The organism is Sanguibacter sp. Z6_81 (assembly GCF_057180625.1).
The window spans coordinates 86,613-104,224 of record NZ_JBXUFV010000001.1 but is presented as its reverse complement, the minus strand read 5'-3'; the positions used below and the strand labels follow the sequence as shown (position 1 = coordinate 104,224).

The 17,612-nt window shown below is 71.1% G+C and carries 13 protein-coding genes and 1 tRNA gene; 10 read left to right on the top strand and 4 right to left on the bottom strand.

The features are described from left to right. Positions 1-17 precede the first annotated feature (17 nt). The 7 genes from tmk to AC2AXK_RS00430 all read left to right on the top strand — a co-directional run bounded on the left by tmk (position 18) and on the right by AC2AXK_RS00430 (position 5,694). Entirely contained in the window at positions 18-665 is a 648-nt protein-coding gene (gene tmk, locus AC2AXK_RS00460; protein ID WP_484343365.1) for a dTMP kinase, read from the top strand. Further along, entirely contained in the window at positions 662-1,798 is a 1,137-nt protein-coding gene (locus AC2AXK_RS00455) for a DNA polymerase III subunit delta' (RefSeq protein WP_484343364.1), read from the top strand. Before tmk ends, AC2AXK_RS00455 begins: the two co-directional genes overlap by 4 nt. 57 nt (positions 1,799-1,855) lie before the next feature. After that, a complete protein-coding gene (locus AC2AXK_RS00450) occupies positions 1,856-3,502 on the top strand; it encodes an alpha/beta hydrolase (protein ID WP_484343363.1) in 1,647 nt (548 codons plus the stop codon). A gap of 112 nt (positions 3,503-3,614) precedes the next feature. Next, positions 3,615-3,687: transfer RNA gene (locus tag AC2AXK_RS00445), tRNA-Thr, on the top strand. Between the two features lie 554 nt (positions 3,688-4,241). Then, positions 4,242-4,376 carry a hypothetical protein gene (locus AC2AXK_RS00440; RefSeq protein ID WP_484343362.1) on the top strand — a complete coding sequence of 45 codons (135 nt, stop codon included), beginning with the start codon at positions 4,242-4,244 and terminating at the stop codon, positions 4,374-4,376. After that, complete coding sequence (locus AC2AXK_RS00435; RefSeq protein WP_484343361.1) at positions 4,376-4,942, top strand: hypothetical protein; 567 nt, start codon at positions 4,376-4,378, stop codon at positions 4,940-4,942. Before AC2AXK_RS00440 ends, AC2AXK_RS00435 begins: the two co-directional genes overlap by 1 nt. 179 nt (positions 4,943-5,121) lie before the next feature. After that, positions 5,122-5,694 (top strand): hypothetical protein, encoded by a 573-nt coding sequence (locus AC2AXK_RS00430; protein WP_484343360.1) that lies wholly within the window; start codon positions 5,122-5,124, stop codon positions 5,692-5,694. Positions 5,695-5,752: 58 nt separating this feature from the next. On the opposite strand, the gene dapA is transcribed toward AC2AXK_RS00430, so the two are convergent. The 4 genes from dapA to AC2AXK_RS00410 all read right to left on the bottom strand — a co-directional run bounded on the left by dapA (position 5,753) and on the right by AC2AXK_RS00410 (position 12,594). Then, positions 5,753-6,649 carry a 4-hydroxy-tetrahydrodipicolinate synthase gene (gene dapA, locus AC2AXK_RS00425; RefSeq protein ID WP_484343359.1) on the bottom strand — a complete coding sequence of 299 codons (897 nt, stop codon included), beginning with the start codon at positions 6,647-6,649 and terminating at the stop codon, positions 5,753-5,755. Between the two features lie 128 nt (positions 6,650-6,777). After that, positions 6,778-7,287 (bottom strand): mycothiol transferase, encoded by a 510-nt coding sequence (locus tag AC2AXK_RS00420; RefSeq protein ID WP_484343358.1) that lies wholly within the window; start codon positions 7,285-7,287, stop codon positions 6,778-6,780. Between the two features lie 151 nt (positions 7,288-7,438). Continuing rightward, positions 7,439-11,404, bottom strand: a complete 3,966-nt coding sequence (locus tag AC2AXK_RS00415; RefSeq protein ID WP_484343357.1) for a glycoside hydrolase — start codon at positions 11,402-11,404, stop codon at positions 7,439-7,441. Positions 11,405-11,529: 125 nt separating this feature from the next. Beyond that, entirely contained in the window at positions 11,530-12,594 is a 1,065-nt protein-coding gene (locus tag AC2AXK_RS00410; protein WP_484343356.1) for a LacI family DNA-binding transcriptional regulator, read from the bottom strand. 99 nt (positions 12,595-12,693) lie between these two features. On the opposite strand from AC2AXK_RS00410, the gene AC2AXK_RS00405 reads away from it, so the two are divergent. From AC2AXK_RS00405 to AC2AXK_RS00395, 3 genes are read left to right on the top strand one after another with little or no spacing between them, the layout of a single operon-like run. After that, positions 12,694-14,403, top strand: a complete 1,710-nt coding sequence (locus AC2AXK_RS00405; RefSeq protein WP_484343355.1) for a phenylacetate--CoA ligase family protein — start codon at positions 12,694-12,696, stop codon at positions 14,401-14,403. Then, positions 14,403-15,302, top strand: coding sequence for a hypothetical protein (locus AC2AXK_RS00400; protein WP_484343354.1), 900 nt, complete (start codon positions 14,403-14,405; stop codon positions 15,300-15,302). The genes AC2AXK_RS00405 and AC2AXK_RS00400 overlap by 1 nt, the downstream gene beginning before the upstream one ends. Continuing rightward, complete coding sequence (locus AC2AXK_RS00395) at positions 15,299-17,584, top strand: GNAT family N-acetyltransferase (protein WP_484343353.1); 2,286 nt, start codon at positions 15,299-15,301, stop codon at positions 17,582-17,584. The genes AC2AXK_RS00400 and AC2AXK_RS00395 overlap by 4 nt, the downstream gene beginning before the upstream one ends. Positions 17,585-17,612 lie beyond the last annotated feature (28 nt).

The window sequence follows — 17,612 nt, the reverse complement described above, 5'->3', positions numbered from 1 at the left end:
CCGGTTAGGGTGGCATCGTGAGCGACCCCACCCCCAGCGGCTACTTCATCTCCTTCGAGGGCGGCGACGGTGTCGGCAAGACGAGCCAGGCGCGCCTCCTCGGGGACTGGCTGCACGGCCTGACGGGACGCGAGGTCGTCCTCACGCGCGAGCCCGGGGGCACGGAGCTCGGTCAGGTGCTCCGACAGGCGGTCCTGCACGGCGGGGACATGGACCCCCGCGCGGAGGCTCTCATCTATGCGGCGGACCGGGCGCAGCACGTGGCCCAGACCGTCCGGCCCGCCCTCGAGCGCGGCGCCGTCGTCATCACCGACCGGTACCTCGACTCCTCCGTGGCGTACCAGGCGGGCGGGCGTTCCCTCGGGGCAGCGGAGGTCGAGGAGCTCTCCCGCTGGGCGACGCAGGGGCTCATGCCCCACGTGACCTTCCTGCTCGACCTCGACCCCGTCGCGGCGTCGAGCCGGCTGACCGGCTCCCCGGACCGCCTGGAGCGGGCGGGCGACGAGTTCCACCGCCGGACGCGGCAGGCGTTCCTCGACCGTGCGGCGGAGGATCCCGGGCGCTGGGTCGTGATCGACGCCGGACTGCCGCTCGACGACGTCCAGGCGCGCGTCCGTGCGGCGGTCGCCCGGCGCCTGGAGCTTCCGGCCGGGAGCGCCACGTGAGCGTCTGGGACGACGTCGTCGGGCAGGAGGACGCCGTGGCGACGCTCCGCGGCGCGATCGAGGACCCGGCCGCGATGACCCACGCGTGGCTGCTCACCGGTCCGCCGGGATCGGGGAGGTCCAACGCCGCGCGCGCGTTCGCGGCGGCCCTGCAGTGCGAGACGGGCGGCTGCGGCGTGTGCCAGGCGTGCACGACGACCCTGCGCGGGACCCACGCGGACCTCACGGTCGTGGCGACGGAGAAGGTGACGATCGCGATCGACGAGGTCCGCGACCTCATCACCCTCGCCTCCAGGTCTCCCTCGCAGGGCCGCTGGCGGACGATCATCGTCGAGGACGCCGACCGCATGGCCGAGCGGACGACCAACGTCCTGCTCAAGGCGATCGAGGAGCCACCGCCCCGCACCGTGTGGTTGCTGTGCGCGCCGAGCCCGCAGGACGTCATGGTGACGATCCGCTCGCGGTGCCGCGGGGTGTCGTTGCGCGTCCCGCCCGTCGAGGCCGTGGCCGCGCTGCTCGAGTCCCGCGACGGGGTGGAGCCCGCCGTCGCGCTCGCCAGCGCACGCGCCGCACAGTCGCACATCGGTCTGGCCCGGCGTCTGGCACGCGATGCGGGCGCCCGGGACCGGCGCTCGTCGGTCCTGGCGATCGCGCGCCGCATCCGGGGCGTGCCGGACGCCGTGATCGCCGCCGGCGAGCTCGTCGAGGTCGCCCAGGCGGAGGCGAAGGCCGCGACCGAGGAGCGGGACGCCACGGAGAAGACGGAGCTGCTGCGGTCGCTCGGGGCGGAGGCGGGACAGAACCTGCCGCCGTCGTTGCGCTCCCAGGTCAAGCAGATGGAGGACGACCAGAAGCGCCGCGCCACGCGCCGCCAACGCGACGTGCTCGACCGCGCGATGATCGACCTGCTGTCCCTGTACCGGGACGTCCTCGTCGTGCAGCTCGGCGCGGAGGTCGACCTCGTCAACACCGAGCTCGCGGAGTCGGTGCGGACGCTCGCGGAGGAGTCGACCCCGGAGCAGACCGTGCGGCGCATGGACGCGATCGGCGTGGCACGCACCCGCCTCGCCGGGAACGTCTCACCGGTGCTCGCGCTCGAGGCGATGGCCATCGCGCTGCGCCCCCAGGGGTGACGCGCCCGGACCGGGTTCACGTTCTCATTTGTCAGGTTCATTCGTTAGTTTTGACCTGTGACCCGACCCGAGAACGCCCTGACGCCACCCGACGACGCATCCGTGGGGCGCGGGTCACCCCGGTCCGGGGTCGGCGGGCGTACGCGCGCCATGCAGGTCATGGCCGCCGTCGCGGGCGCGTCGCTCCTGCTCGCCGCGTGCGGCTCAGACCCGGCACCGAAGTCGCGGACGAACATCGAGGTCACCGCCGAGCCCACGGACGAACCGAGCGCCGACGACCCGCGCGACCGCCCGCGGCCGGACGAGGACATCCCGGACGATCTTCTGCCGTTCTACGAGCAGGACGTCGCGTGGGAGAAGTGCGGCAGCTTCGAGTGCGCGGACATCACCGTGCCGATCGACTGGGACAACCCGTCCGCCGGGTCCTTCCCCCTCGCTGCGAAGCGCCACCTCTCCACGAACGACCCCATGGGCACGGTCCTGCTCAATCCGGGCGGCCCCGGAGGGTCGGGGGTGGAGTTCGTCACCTACGTGCCGCTCATCTGGGGCGCGCCGCTCATCGACAACTACGACGTCCTGGGCTTCGACCCCCGCGGGGTGGGTGACTCGAACCCGGTGACGTGCCTGACGGACGAGGAGAAGGACGAGGCGAACGCCAAGACCTACCCGCTCGACGACGCGGGCCTCGCCGAGATCGAGGCCGACGCCACGGAGTTCGGCGAGAAGTGCCTCGCCAACACGGGCGTCATCCTCGGTGAGGTCGACACGCAGAGCGCCGCACGGGACATGGACGTCATCCGGTACGTCGTCGGAGACCCCCAGCTCAACTACCTCGGGTACTCCTACGGCACGCAGCTGGGGGCGACGTACGCCGGCCTCTACCCCGAGAAGGTCGGGAAGATGGTTCTCGACGGGGCCATCGACCTGCGTCTGACGCCGCACGAGCAGAGCCTGCAGCAGGCGGTGGGGTTCGAGAACGCGCTGCGTGCGTACGTCGAGGACTGCCAGACGGACGCGGGCTGCCCGGTGAAGGGGACGGTCGACGAGGGCATGGCGCAGATCCAGGCGTTCCTCGACGGACTGCTCACGTCACCGCTGCCCACCGACGACCCGGACGGGCGGGAGCTCACGCAGACGGCGGGCTTCTACGGGATCGCCCAGCCGCTGTACTCGCAGCAGCTGTGGGGGACGCTCACGACCGCCCTCGAGTCCGCGTTCGCCGGTGACGGGTCCGAGCTGCTCGACAGCGCGGACGACTACAACGGTCGCAACGACGACGGCACGTACGCGGACAACCAGGGGGAGGCCTTCCGAGCGATCAACTGCCTCGACTCCCGCGGGTCCACCGACCGGGCGACGATGGACGCCGAGGCCGCCGAGATCACGGCGGCCGCCCCCACCATGGGGTCGTTCTTCGGGTACGGAGGCCTCACCTGCGCGACCTGGCCGTTCCCGGCGGTCGTGCAGGACTTCGACCTCTCCGCCCCCGGTGCAGCGCCCATCGTCGTCATCGGGACGACGAACGACCCGGCCACCCCGTACGTGTGGGCCCAGGGTCTCGCGGACCAGCTCGAGTCCGCCGTCCTCGTCACCTACGAGGGGGAGGGCCACACGGCGTACGGCATGTCGAACGACTGCATCCTCAACGCCGTGGACGAGTACTTCGTCGACGACATCGTCCCGCCGGACGGGCTCGTCTGCTGAGCCCAGCACGCGCGTCCGGCACCCGCTTTGGTGACTGGGCCTCCGGCTATGTAGAGTGAGCGCGGTTCTTCACACAGGTCCGCGGCGCACGCCGCAGTCCGCGTGACGACCGGCCGCCTTAGCTCAGTCGGTAGAGCGTCTCACTCGTAATGAGAAGGTCATCAGTTCGATTCTGATAGGCGGCTCACACGGAAACCCCGTCTCACCTGCGGAAACGCAGTGAGGCGGGGTTTCTTCTTGCCCGGGAACGGGCCGATTCTGGGGGCACTGTGGGGCACTCGTGTGTTTGAGGCGGTTGGACGGGGCTGTCCGGAGCGGTGCGGCGCGAACAGCTGGGGGCAGTTCGGCAGGCGAAATGCCCCCAGGGGTCGCCGCCGTAGGGTGACGCGTGCGGCGGTGTCGGTGGCTCGGGGACCTGACCATGACGTCGATCCTGCCGCGCATGTGCGTTGAGCCTGCTCCAGATGCGTGGGACCGGGAGATTCCCGGGATCGACCCGGCCTGGTAGACGAACGCCGATATCCACGCGGGTCTCGGGACATCGTGGGTCGTCGGGGGGACCCGGCACGCAGCGACGGGACGCATGGGGACTTGTGCCCAGTGCGGGAACTTGCGACGGGTGACACTCTGGCACCAGACGCCCATCGGCGTGCGAATGCCCGCAATGACAGCCGGAGAGAACCCTGTGCGCCCTGGTGTCGACATGCGGCCGAACCTGCTGAAAGCGCGCGCTCAGGACGTGGTCTGCACGGATGTGCACAACGCCGAGGACGACGAGGTCGACGCCAACGACCCCGTGCCCTCGAAGGCGGTGGAGCTCGTCGGTGCCTCGTTCGCGGGGTTCGAGAAGGGGCAGGGGGAGGGGGCGGAGTGATGAGCGGGAGGCGCGCCCTGGTCTGGCTCTCGACGGTGCTCGTGTTCGGGCTCGCGGGATGCGCGAGCCCCGATACGAGCCCGATCCCACCTGTGGCTGAGGCCCCGTTCGTCTGTGACGGGGTATCCCTGGACGGCGTCGAGCTCGCTCTCGGCGATGAGATCGTGGACACCACGGTGACGGCTGATTGGAGCGGGGAGCGGGACTTCTTGTGTCTTCTCAAGACCGGCAAGACGTCGAAGTTCCTGATAGTTCAGCACGAAGTCACCAGGTCGGCGCGTGAGGGGATCACCGGTGATGAGCTTGTGCTCATGTACTGGGAGGAGCGGGGGGCTGATCCGCTGGAAGCGGACGCACCGGGGGCAGGTTTCCAGTATTCGACCGAGTCGGACTCGTACACCGCCGTATGGGTGTGCGACGGCTGGAAGACAACGGTCGGCCTCGACGGGGACGTGAAGGGCCGGGACGGTCGAGCGGATGCCGAGGCGCTGCTGGTGTCGATGTTGCCGTGGGCCTGCGGTGACGAGGAGGCCCCGGTCGCGACCGTGGAGCGGGTCGAGGACTAGGGCTCGTCGCGCCGGTTCCCGGTCGGGGTGGACTTCTCCCCATGTGTGCGGTTCGGGGATGTCCCGATATGGTCGGCCCGCCGGACATTCCCTGGCGCGGTCGCACGCGCGACGCGAGAGACGATGACATGAGGTTCCGCCGGTGATGAGCGGGACGGGGCGGAAGGACGGGCGGAGTGATGAGCGGGAGGCGCGCCCTGGTCTGGCTCTCGACGGTGCTCGTGCTCGGGATCGCGGGATGCACGAACCCCGATACGAGCCCGATCCCACCCGTGGCTGAGGCCCCGTTCGTCTGTGACGGGGTATCCCTGGTCAGCGTCGAGCTCGCGCTCGCCGACGAGATCGTGAACACCACGGTGACGGCCGATTGGAGCGGGGAGCGGGACTTCTTGTGCTTTCTCGAGGCCGAGAGCGAATCAAAGTACCTGATAGTCCACCATGAGCGCACCAGGTCAGCGCGTGAGGGGATCACCGGTGATGAGTTTGTGCTCATGGACTTGGAGGAGCGTGGGGCGGATCCGCTGAAAGCCGACGCACCGGGGGCAGGTTTCCAGTACTCGACCGAGTCGGACTCGCACACGGCCGTATGGGTGTGCGACGGGTGGAAGACCTCTGTGAGACTCGACGGTGACGTCGAGGGCAGGGACCGTCGGGCAGACGCCGAGGCACTGCTGGTGTCGATGCTGCCGTGGGCATGCGGTGACGAAGAGGCTCCGGCTGCGAGCGCCGGTATCGAGGTCGCACTGGGCTAGGTGTAGTCCTTCTGACGACACGTCGGTGCCGGGGATCGCCCGGACGCTGCCCGTCGGCTCAGCCCACCGGGTCCAGCGGCAGCTGTGCGCGCAGCGATGCGAGCAGCCTGGGCGTGGCCGGGGTCAGCGGGTAACGGCACTCGGGCGAGGAGATGAGACCCTGCTCGGCGAGCCAGGCTTTGAGCGGGACCGGGTTGGGTTCGCCGAAGAGGAGCGGAATCCATGGGGCCAGCTCGTTCCACGTGGCGAGCGCCTCGTCCCGGCGGCCTGAGGTGAGCCCGGTGAACACCGAGACGAACCGTTCTGGGACGACGTGCGCCGCGGCGAGTATCCCGCCAGCGCCACCGAGCGCGACGCACGCGTAGAACATGTGGTCCTCGCCGGTCAGGACAGCCAGACGGCCCGCGCCCTCACGGATGAGCTCGAAGCTCTGCTTCGTGTCCCCGGACGAGTCCTTGACCCCGACGATGTTGGCGTGCTGGTCCGCCAACGCCAGGAGAGTCGTGTTCTCGACGTTGACGCCCGTGCGATACGGGATGTTGTAGACGATGACCGGCCGGTCGGTGGCCTCGCACACCGCGCCGAAGTGCGCCGCGAGCCCGGACTGCGACGGTCGGTTGTAGTAGGGCGCGGTGACGAGATACCCGTCGACAGGGAGAGAGGCGTGAGCCTCGACCTGCCGCGCGACCGAACGGGTGTCGTTCCCGGCGATGCCGAGGTAGATGGGGAGCGCACCGCTCACGTGGTCCGCCACGAGGCGGACGAGGTCGTCGACCTCATGGCCGGCGAGCACGGGTGACTCTCCGGTGGTGCCGGCGAGCACGAGGCCACCGATCCCCGAGGAGGCGTACCGGTCGAGGAGGCGCGTCAGGGATGCGTGATCGAGCGCGTCGTCCACGAAGGGGGTGACGATCGGCAGGAGGACGCCTCGGGGAGAGTTCGTGCCGGCGCTCATGGCGACCTTCCTTCGTGCGTAGCAGACAGCTCGCCAGCGATCCTCATGGCACCCGAGGATACGCGGACATAACCCGCCAGAGCGGGTGTGGCTGCGCATTCACCAACGGGTGCCCCGTTTCGTGACGGTCAGCGCCGTTCGATCAGCCCGCGGACGTATGCCGCCTGGCCGACGTGCTCGAGGTCGTCGGCGAGGATGCTCACGAGTCGCACGGCGAGGGTGACGGGTGGGTCGTAGGAGCGGTCGACCACACGGTCGAGGTCGCCCTCGCTCAGCTCGTCGAGGATCTCGCGGGTCCGCGCGAGGGTGGCCTCGTGGTACTCGACGAGCTGGTCCGCCGTGACGCCCCGGACAGCGGCGACCTGCTCGGGAATGTGGCCGTAGCCCGTGTCGGACGGGTCGAGTGCCAGGCCGAAGCTGTCCGCCCAGCCGGCTGACGTCCAGACCTCCGCGGAGCCGGCGAGATCAGCCATCTGCGCGTCCTGGACGCGGGACGTGTGCCACAGGAGCCACCCGATCGTGTTGGCGCCCTCCTCGATGCGGGTCTCGAGCTGCTCGGGGGACAGGTCGTGCGCAGCGTGCAGCAGGCTGTCCCGCACGCGGGTGAAGCCGTCGGTGAGGATGTCGAGAGCGTTCACGGGTGCCTCCGTCGTCGGGTGCTGGCGAGGACGACACGTCGCCGGGCTCGTCCCGTCCACACTGGCACAGGCAGGAGCGGGCGCAACGGGAACAGGCCGTCCCCCTCGTGAGGGGACGGCCTGTCTCGTCATCGTGTGCCAGGGGCTGGGGTCAGCCCTCGCTGATGCGGCGGTGGTGCGCCAGGAGTGCCGCGCCGGCTCCGACGAGGAGCAGTGCCAGCAGGGCGACCGGGATCACCTGGCTGCCGGTGGTGGCGAGCCAGCCGTCGTCGGCCGTCGTCCCGCCGGAGCCGTTGCCGGTCCCGGAACCCGAACCAGGTCCGGCCGGGGCCGACGGCCCGCCGGGCTGTGCCGGGTCCGTCGGGGTGCCGGGGGCGCCCGGGTCCGTCGGTCCGCCCGGCGTGCCCGGGTCGACCGGGTTCGTCGGCTCGGGGATGACCGGAGCGGCCTGCACGACGACAGGTGCGCTCGCCACGGCGACAGAGTCCTCGAACCCGGCCGCGGTCGCGACGGCGGTGACCGTGAGCTCCTTGCCCACGTCGGCCGCAGTCACCGCGTAGCTGTCCGTCTCCGACACGACGGCCGCCGCAGCGACGTCCGCGGTCGGGTCCGTGAGCGTCCACACGTAGCTGACGTCCGCGTCGGCGGGGTCGGTCACGGTCGTGGCCGTCACCGTCTGCCCCTCGCGCACGTCACCGGTGATGGCGACTGCCGACACGACGGCGCGTCGGGTGACGTCCACCGTGTAGGTGCGGGTCGTCGCGCGGTCGGCCGCGGTCACCGTGAGGGTGGCCGGGCCGGCGGTCTCGTCGCTCGCCTGCGTGATCTCCACGGTGGCGTCGGAGTCGACGGGGACCGCGCTGATGACCGGGTAGCGGGAACCATCGACGGTCACCGCGTAGTCGGTCACGTCACCGGTGAAGCCCTCGAGGGCGACGCCGTCGACCCGCAGCGCCGCGAGGTCGGCGACCTCGGCGACGGACGGTCCGTCGGCGAAGATCTCCACCTCGGAGACGATCATGTGGGTGTTCGGGAACGCGTTGAGCGTCACGCGCACGCTCGTCGTCGTGACCCCGAGGTCGATGTCGACGATCGGCGCGGAGCCGTCCGCCGGTGCGTCGACGGTGAGCGCGGGGTCGGGGACCGACACCCACTCCGTGCCGTCGAGGTAGTCGACGGTCATGGTCTGCGCCCAGGACGTGGTGCCGTCCTTGTAGAAGTGCGTCCGCACGCTGTTGATGTCGCGCGGTTCGGCGAACGTGTACGTCAGGGTGCTCGTGGTGGGCTTGTTGGCGGAGACCCAGTTCGACCAGCCCTTGTCGGACAGGGCGAGGTTGTACGTGCGGTCGATGCCGTACGTGCCCTCGGTCGACGACGCGACGGCGCCCGAGACCTCGGGTGCGATGTTCACGTCGGTCACCGGGGTGACGATCACCGAGAGGGTCGCCGGCACGGGGTCGCCGGCCGGGTCGTTCGATGCCGCAGAACCCGGGATCGTGACGACCCCGACGTCCGCGAACGAGTCGTCCGTGAGACCGGTGAAGTCCCACTCGACGGTCGCGTCGAACCGCTGGCTCGACGCCCCGATCTGGGCGGGGACGACCTCGGGCGCGGCGTCGACCACGGACTCCAGCGTGATCCCCACGTACGTCGTGAGGGAGACCGGGTCGCTCGACACGAAGCCGCCGACGTCGACGATCGCCCGAGCCTCGAAGGTGTTGCCGAACACGTCGGTGCCCTGACCGAGGACGGTCACGGAACCGGTGGTGTCCCACACGGCCGGGTCGACCGTGTCCCAGGTGACGGGGGCGGCCACACCGGCGCCGTGCCGGTACTGCGGCACGACGGCGGACGGCAGGGTCGGCTCGACACCGGCGATGGTGCTCACCGGGACGTCGGGCACCGAGACGATCGCGGTGTCACGGACGGTCCAGCGCTGGTGCGCACCGCCGCTGGAGCCGTAGACGCCGACGGGGGATCCGTCGGCCGTGGCCTGTCCACCGATCTCGAGCGCCAGGGCGAGCGAGCCGTTGACGAGCGACCAGGTCGCGCCGTCGGTGGTGTTGAACGTCCACCACGCCTCGGGGTCGGCCATGGCGTCCGCGACGCTCATGGTGCGGTAGTCGGTGCCTGCCGCGGTGGCGGCGAGGACGCGACCGTCGGTCGTCGTGAGGACGAACCGGCGCTCGTGGTTGCCCTCGATCTGCGGGACCTCGTGGAACGTCCACATCTGACCGGCGACCGCGTCGCTGGTCGTGGCGAGGTCGTTGATGGTGAGCGTGTCCGCGCCGGCCGTCAGTGCGCGGCCGGAGCCGGTGCCGACGAGCTGGTAGGAACCGCCGTCCTCGACGGGGAACGCGTCCTCGGCGACACCGGAGACGCCGTCGATGACGAACGTCGTCACAGACCTGGCCGGGACGTCGAGCGTGACAGAGGTGGCGCCAGCGGGGATCGCGACGGGCGTGCCCTCGACGAGAGCGTTCGTCCCGGCGTCCTCGACTCTCGGGTCCTCGGTCGTGACGACCGGGGTGACGGTCGCACCGGGGGCGATGGTCGCGAACTTCGACAGGTCGAGCGTCAGCGAGCGCGCGGCGGTGGTGTCGTTGATGTGCACGACGGTCGCGCCCGAGTCGTCTGCCTTGACCGCAGCCGTCGACTGGTTGTTGTTCGTCGGGATGACGTGGTCACCGGGGCGGATGAACTGCGTGTAGTTGCGCGCGGTGTTGTACTTCGAGTTCGTGACGATCTTGCACTCGGCCTCGGCCGGCATGGGCTCGCCCTCGGTCCACCCGGCGTCCGCGAGACGACGCTCGGAGTACCCGACCATGCCGGGCTCGTTGCAGTCGAAGTCGATGAAGACGGAACCCCAGTTGAGGTTCTCCACCTTCTCCATGTTGTAGTAGTCCTCGACCTCCTGCCAGAACACCCAGGCGGTGGGCTCGAGCTCGCGGAGGTCGTCCGTCATGCGCTGCGCCATGCCGAGGCCGCCGGTGATGGTGACGGGGTCGAAGCCGGTGCCGACGAAGTCTCCACCGACCTCGCTCATCCACAGGTCCTTGCCTGCGGTCTTCGCGATATCGCGGGCCTGGAGGCGCCCGTTGGTGCCGTACGTGTGGACGTTGATCTGTCCGACGTTCGCGCGGGTCTGCGCGTCGTACTGCCGCCACGCGTTGACGAACTGGGCGGGGTTGGTCTCGTCGTTCGCGGAGATGATCGCGTCGGTCGTCGAGGTCTCGAGGCGCTCGGCGAGGAGGTTGATGACGTTCTGCTGGTCGTTGGCGTCAGGCCCGGGGCAGATCTGCGCCCCCTCCTGCGTGGTGCCGCCGCCGACGGGCCAGCCGTCGGGGCCGAGCGCGGGGGTGCCCCAGTAGCCGTTGCACGGCTCGTTGAACGGGTCGACGGTCTTGAACTCGATGCCGTACTCGTCCTCGATGTGCTCCGTGACGTTCGTGAGGTAGGAGACGAACTTCTGCGGGGCGTCACCGGTCGCGAGGAGCTGGTCCGAGCGCTTGTCCATGGACCCGGTGACGAAGCCGGAGGTCGTCATGAAGTAGGGCGGGGAGTTGCTGAAGGCCTCCCAGACCATGTCGTCCTTGCTCTCGGCGAGCTTCTCGACCCACCAGCGTTGCGTGGCGTCGGCGTCCCAGTTGTACGAGGCCGGGTCCTCGGCGTCCCAGGAGTCGAGGTAGGCGGCGCGGTCGTCGTAGTTCGAGGTCACGCCGTCGGACGCGTCGAGGTCAGGTGCCCACCAGCCCTCGACCGCACCACCGGGGCGCAGGTAGTCGGGGACGTCGCTCGCGTTGCCGCCACCGATGTTGTAGCGCGCGACGTTGAGGTTGAGGCCCTCCTCGCCGAACACGAGCTGGTAGAGCTCCTCGCGGATCTCCTCGGGGTAGTCGCCGGTCGCGTTGGCGAACCAGACGAGGCTCGTGCCCCAGCCCTCGAACTCCGGACCGGCGTAGGCCGGGTTCGGGGTGACGACGACAGGTGCGGGGAGCGCGGGTGCTGCGGAGGCCTCGGGGGCCCGGGGGATCTGGGTGAGGACACCTGTCGCGCAGAGTGCGACGACTGCGCCGGCAGCCGTGGTCCTCCGTCGCCAGGATTGGGGGTCGTTCATTGTCAACCTTCCGCCATTGGATGGGACGTTCACCCTCGTCGCGTGCGGAGGGCTCCTGAGGATCCTCTGATGTTTACGTAAACATTGTCAAGGGTCAGTCGCGCCGTGGTTGCTGGACGACCCGCTCAGGCGCGCGGTCGCGGAGGTGCGGTGCTCGCGCGCACCACGAGCTCCACGGGCACGAGCCGGCGCGTGCCGGTGAGGACCTCGCCGGACCGGATCTGCTCGAGCAGGAGCTGGACGAGAGTCGCGCCGATCTGCGTGAAGTCCTGGGAGACGGTCGTCAGCGGGGGCCACAGGTACTCGGCCAACGGGATGTCGTCGAACCCGACGACGGAGATCTGGTCCGGCACCGCCAGGTCGTTCTCGTGCAGCGCGCGGCACAGCCCGACGGCCATCTCGTCGTTCGCGCTGAACACCGCCGTGATCCCCGGGTCGCGGGCGATGCGCAGGCCCTGGTGGTACCCGGACGTCGCGGACCAGTCCCCGAGGTACGGCTCCGGCACGGGCCGCCCTGCGTCCGCGAGGCATGCCCGCCAGGCCTCGAGGCGCATCTGCGCCGGGTAGGAGTCCGCAGGCCCCGCCAGGTGGTGCACCGTGCGGTGACCGAGGTCGAGGAGGTGCTGCACGGCAGCGCGCGTGCCCTCGGTCTGGTCGGTGGCCACCGCGGGATGGCGACCGACGAACCGGGAGTCGGAGACGACGACCGGCATCCTCGCCGGCAGGGACAGGGTCTCCGGACTCCCGGTCTCCGCACGGATGATGATGAGCCCGTCGATCGCCTGGTGGGTGAGCCGGGCGACCGCGGCGCTCATGTCGTCCGACGACGGGCTCTGCACGTCGACGAGGCTCACGGTGTTGCCCTCGCGCCGCGCCGCGTCCACGACGGCCTCGAACGTCCGGGACTCACCCGTGCGCGCGAGCCGGTGCGCGATGACGCCGATCGCGTCGAAGTGGGCGTACCGCAGGGCGCGTGCCGCCGAGTTGGGTGAGTAGCCGAGCTCCTCCATGGCCGCGAGCACCCGACGGCGGGTGTCGGGCTTGACGGTCTGCGAGCCCGTCGAGACCCGCGACACCGTCTGGGAGGACACCCCGGCGAGCGCCGCGACGTCGGCCATCGAGGGTCCCGACCGCGGGCGACCGCGGCGGACCGGGCGCGCGGCGGCCTGCTGGTCGCCTCCAGAGCTCATGGACCGATGATAGTTGCGGGCGATAGCGGGGTGTTCTCCCCATGTCGAACGAGCGTCCTGCCCTGTCGGCACGGGCCGTTCCTGGCTAGTGTGCCGCGAGTGACCACCTCAGCGAACCCCGGCCGGCCCGCCCCGCTCGCGCAGCCCGACGAGCGCCCCCGCACGAGCGCCCTGCGCCAGGCCGCCCTGCGGCTGGCGACCTTCGCCGTCACGGTCGTCTACCGCCTGTACCGGGTCCACCCGGCGCTGTGGCGGTTCACGGCGCGCAACTACCACCCGGCGATGGAGCGGTTCGCGCGGCTCAACGCGTGGATGATCTGCCAGCACGCCTACCTCGACGTGCCCGCGTACCGGCGCTACATCGAGGAGGACGGTTTCCGGTTCCGCTGGTGGGACCTCACCAACTACCGGCCCACCTCGAAGGCGGACTACGTCGACCGGTACCCGGAGGCGGCGCGGTGCTGGGACGGGCGCATCGAGACGATCGGGACGGTCGTCGACGAGTCGAGCGGGTCGTCCGGCACGCCGTACAACTGGATGCGTTCCAAGCGTGAGCTCAACACCGTGCACAAGAACGTCGCGGGGTACATCACCCTGCTGTTCGGCACGAAGAAGCTCTTCGCCATCAACGCGTTCTCGATGGGGGCGTGGGCGACGGGGACGAACACGGGCATCGCGATGTCGAAGATCGGGATGGTGAAGAACACCGGCCCGGACATCGACAAGATCGTCGACACGCTGCGCCATTTCGGTCCCGGCTACGTCTACCTCGTGTGCGCGTACCCGCCGTTCCTCAAGCACCTGCGGGACCGCCTCGACGCGGAGGGCCTCGACTGGGACTCCTACGACCTCAACGGGTTCGTCGGTGGAGAAGCTCTCACCGAGGGGCTGCGCGACTACCTCGAGGAGCGGTTCGGTCGCGTGTACTCCGGCTACGGCGCCTCCGACCTCACCATCGGTATGGCGGGGGAGAGCGACCTCTCGGTGTTCCTGCGCCGCGCCCTGGTGAGCAACGCCGCGCTGCGCCGTGAGGTCCTGGGCGACGACGAGAGCCGCACGCCGATGATCTTCCAGTACAACCCGCTCGAGACCTACCTCGAGACGACGGACGACGGCGAGCTCCTCGTCACCCTCAACTCCGCCGACATCATGAGCCCCAAGCTCCGCTACAACATCGGTGACGAGGCGCGGATCTTGTCCTTCGACGAGATGCGCGAGGCTGTGTGCCGGCAGGCGGGCGGTGGGCAGTCCCGCCTGACGTTCGCGTTCGAGCGCGCGTTCGCGGTGCAGCGCATGAAGCTCCCGTTCGTCCTGCTGTTCGGCCGCAAGGACTCGACGATCTCCTACATGGGTGCCAACCTCTACCCGCTCGACGTCGAGAACGGCCTCTACCTCGACAACCCGCACGCTGCCGCGATCGAGTCGTTCAAGCTGTCGCTCGTGGAGATCGGCGAGCACGAGCAGCGCCCCGTCATCCACCTCGAGCTCCGCGCTGGCGCCGTGCTCGACGCCGACGACCGCGGCGAGCTTGCCCGCCTTTCCGCCGCCGGGGTCCTCACGCACCTGGCGACCGTCTCGAGGGACATCAAGCAGTCGCTCGAGGAGGACCCGACGGCCTCCGACGTGCGCGTCGAGGTGCACGACTACCGGTGCGGGCCGTTCGTCGGCGGGCAGCAGAAGATTAAGAACGTCTACCTCGTCGATGCCGACGACCGGGGCGGTGACCCGGACGCGCCCGCCCGGGAGGCGCACGTGACCGGCCCGGAGCGGGAGTCCGGCACGGCGCGGGAGACCGGCACGGTGGCCTGATGTTCACCACCGACTTCTCGCGGGCTCCCGTCCAGGGCCGGGCCGATGCCATGGTCGTCGTCGAGCGTGCCGGTGGCTCGCGGGAGTGGCAGCGGGCGGTCCGTACCGCCGTGCGGCGTGCCGGCGGGCACCGGTGGGACCGCGCCGTCCGCGTCGGTCGCGGTCCCGGGACGGTCCGGGCGGTGCTCGGCTACTTCGCTACGCGCGCTGACGTCGAGGCGTTCCTCGCGGGAGCAGCCCACCTCGCGCCCGCGCGCATCCGCGTCCTCGAGGCGCAGGAGCAGGGCTACACCAACGGCGTGTGGCGAGCGGAGGGGCCGACGATGGCGGTCAACGACCGCTTCGCCGCGCTCGACCGGGAGGAGCGTGCTGGCCGGACGCCACCGCTCGTCGTGGGGAGTCGTGGGCCGGCGACGGCGTCGGACCTGCCGACCGGTCCCAGCACGATCCGGTTCTACCGGGACCAGGCACGCGCGGTGCTGGGGCGTGCCCGCCCCCGTCCTAGCCGCGCGCGAGAGGTCGACGCTGGCGGCACAGCTCTGTCCGTGGCGGCTGGAGCCGTGCGGACCCCTGCGGACGGTGGCGCCACCTTCATCGGTGCGACCCGGTACCGCGGCCTGCACTCGTGGGCGATCCAGTCCCAGGAGTGGTTCCCCATGGTCGCCAAGATGCAGCGGATGCCCGGGTTCGTGTGGCACACGATCTACTGGCAGGCGCCGTTCACCCTCGGCACCCTCGCGTTCTTCGACACGCGCGACGACCTCCTGGCGTTCGCCCGGTTCCCCGAGCACCGCCGCCTCATGGAGTGGATCGTGCGCGGAACGCGCAACGGCAACGGCGGGTTCATCCGCATCCACCTCGCCGACGGACCGCCCCGCCAGCTCGGCGACGTCGCGTGAGGGTCACGCCCGTCGTCTCCCGGGCCGACCTCCAGGAGTTCTGCGACCTGCCCCGGCGCCTGCACCCCCAGAACCTCGCCGTCCCGCTGCTCGCCGCCACCGTCGAGTCGTGGTGGCGCGGCACCAGCCCGCACCCCGGTCCGGTGCACCTGCTGCTCGTCCGGGACGACTCCGGGACCGTCGTCGGCCGGACGACCGTGCACACGGACCCCCGCCTCGACGCCCGCCTCGGGGCGCGGTCGCTGCTGTTCGGGGCGACGGAGTTCGCCGACGAGGCCGCGGCCCGCGCGCTCCTCGACGAGCTCGAGCGGCGCGCGGCCGGCTACGACCAGCTCTTCGGCCCGGTGTCCCTGCTGCCCAACCAGGCAGGCGGTGTCATCACCTCGGGCTTCGCCGACCGCGGCTTCGTGGACTCCGCGTGGAACCCGGACTGGGTGCCGGGCGTGTACGAGTCGCTCGGGTTCGTCCGCTGGGGCGAGGCCGACACGTGGGTCGTCGACGTCCCGGCTGACGCACCGGTCGAGCCACCCACCGCGGCCGAGTGGTCGGCTGCGGGCGTCGAGCTGGAGTACGGGCGGCGCTCGCGTGTGCGGGCGCTCGTCCCCGAGCTGCGCGCGCTGCTCAACCGGTCCTTCGCCCAGCTGCCCTACTACACGCAGATCACCGCCGAGGAGATGGCGGCCGCGACGGACGGCCTGTCGTTCCTGCTCGACGAGAAGCTCTTGCTGCTCGCTCGCGATGCCGCGACCGGCGACGCGCTCGCGTTCGTGCTCGTCGTCCCGGACATCACGCCGTTCGTGCAGCACGTCGGAGGGCGCCTGTCGTGGGTGCGCCAGCTCGAGCTCCTGGCCACCCGTGGCAGGTACCGGAAGGACGCGATCCTCATCGTCCAGGGCACGGACCCGGACCACCAGGGCCGTGGCCTGCTCACCCTGCTCACCCGGCAGCTCCACGCGAACCTCGCCGAGGGCGGGTACGCGCGCCTGCGCAGCACCTACGTCGGGCGGGACAACCCGGCGTCCGCGCGCCAGTTCGAGCGGGTCGGCGGGCAAGAGCTGCACGGGTACACCTTCTATCGCCGTCCCGTCCGGGAACCCGGCCCGCACGACGCGGCCACGGTCAGGTCCGGTGCGCCGAGCCGCGCGGACCTCGACCGATACCTCCGCGCGGCGGGCCGTGCCCCGTCCGCGCACAACGCCCAGCCGTGGCTGCCCCGCGTCGTGGGGAGCACCGTGGAGGTCGCCGTCGCGCCGGGCCGGACGCTCCCGGCGGGCGACCCGACGGGCCGCGACCTCCTCCTCGGGCTCGGGGCGTGGACCGAGTCGCTCGCCGTCGTCGTCGCCGACGACGGGTGGACGCTCGCCGTCCGCCCGCAGCCGGCCCTGGCCAGCGCGCACGCAGCGTCCGCCGGGCCGGTCCTCGAGCTCGACGTCGTTCCCCGGGTGACGTCCGACGTGCCCGCCACGCGCTTCACGCCCGACGACGTCCGCGACCGCCGCGTGCACCGCGGCACCCTCGGCCGCGGTCCCGAGATCTGGGGCGACGGCGCCCGGACCGGGGCCGCCCTGCCGGACTGGCTCGCCCTGCGCGAGGTCGACGACGCGACGATGCGACGCCTCGTGGCGCGCGGGTTCGCGTACACCGCAGCGCACCGTGACGTCGCTGCGGAGCTGCTGGCCTGGCTCCGGCTGAGCCCCACGCACCCCGGGTACCGCCGGGACGGGATGACTGACGTCATGCTCGGGATCCCCGCACCGCTCGCCCGGGCGCTCGCACCGGTCACCCGCGGCGTGCTGCGCGGGCCGGCGCTCGCCGCCACCTCGTTGGTCGCGCGCGGGGCCGAGGTCCTCCTGCGCAGCAGGCCCGGGTCTCCCTCCGGGCTCGACGAGGGCCGACCGGGCAGACGCTGGGTGGGCAGACGCTGGGTGGGCAGACGCTGGGCGGGCAGGCGCCGCGCGGTGGCGCCGCACCACCTCGTCCTCGTCGCCGACCGGTCCCTGCTGCCGGAAGAGCGCGATGCAGCTGTGCCGGGAAAGCCCGACCTGGGCCTGCCTCCCGCAGCGGTCCTCGAGGTGGGTCGGGCGCTCCAGCGGCTCTGGCTGCACGGCCACCGCTCCGGGGTCGTCGTCTCGCCCCACTCCGAGGTCATCGACTCGCCCGACGCGCGGCACGGCCTCGTCCAGGGGCTGGCGCTCGGTACGCACGAGGTCCCGCTCGCGGTCTTCAGCGCCGGCGGTGCGCAGGGGACGGTCGCCCGGTCCCCGCGGCTCGTCGACCCCTAGGCCGTGGCGTCCCGCGGGCCGTCTGGCA

Coding starts and splice junctions, on each gene's coding strand:
- AC2AXK_RS00435 (WP_484343361.1), top strand. CDS start 4,376: ATGAGCGGGAGGCGCGCCCTGGTCTGGCTCTCGACGGTGCTCGTGTTC.
- AC2AXK_RS00400 (WP_484343354.1), top strand. CDS start 14,403: ATGTTCACCACCGACTTCTCGCGGGCTCCCGTCCAGGGCCGGGCCGAT.
- AC2AXK_RS00430 (WP_484343360.1), top strand. CDS start 5,122: ATGAGCGGGAGGCGCGCCCTGGTCTGGCTCTCGACGGTGCTCGTGCTC.
- AC2AXK_RS00410 (WP_484343356.1), bottom strand. CDS start 12,594: ATGAGCTCTGGAGGCGACCAGCAGGCCGCCGCGCGCCCGGTCCGCCGC.
- AC2AXK_RS00415 (WP_484343357.1), bottom strand. CDS start 11,404: ATGAACGACCCCCAATCCTGGCGACGGAGGACCACGGCTGCCGGCGCA.
- dapA (WP_484343359.1), bottom strand. CDS start 6,649: ATGAGCGCCGGCACGAACTCTCCCCGAGGCGTCCTCCTGCCGATCGTC.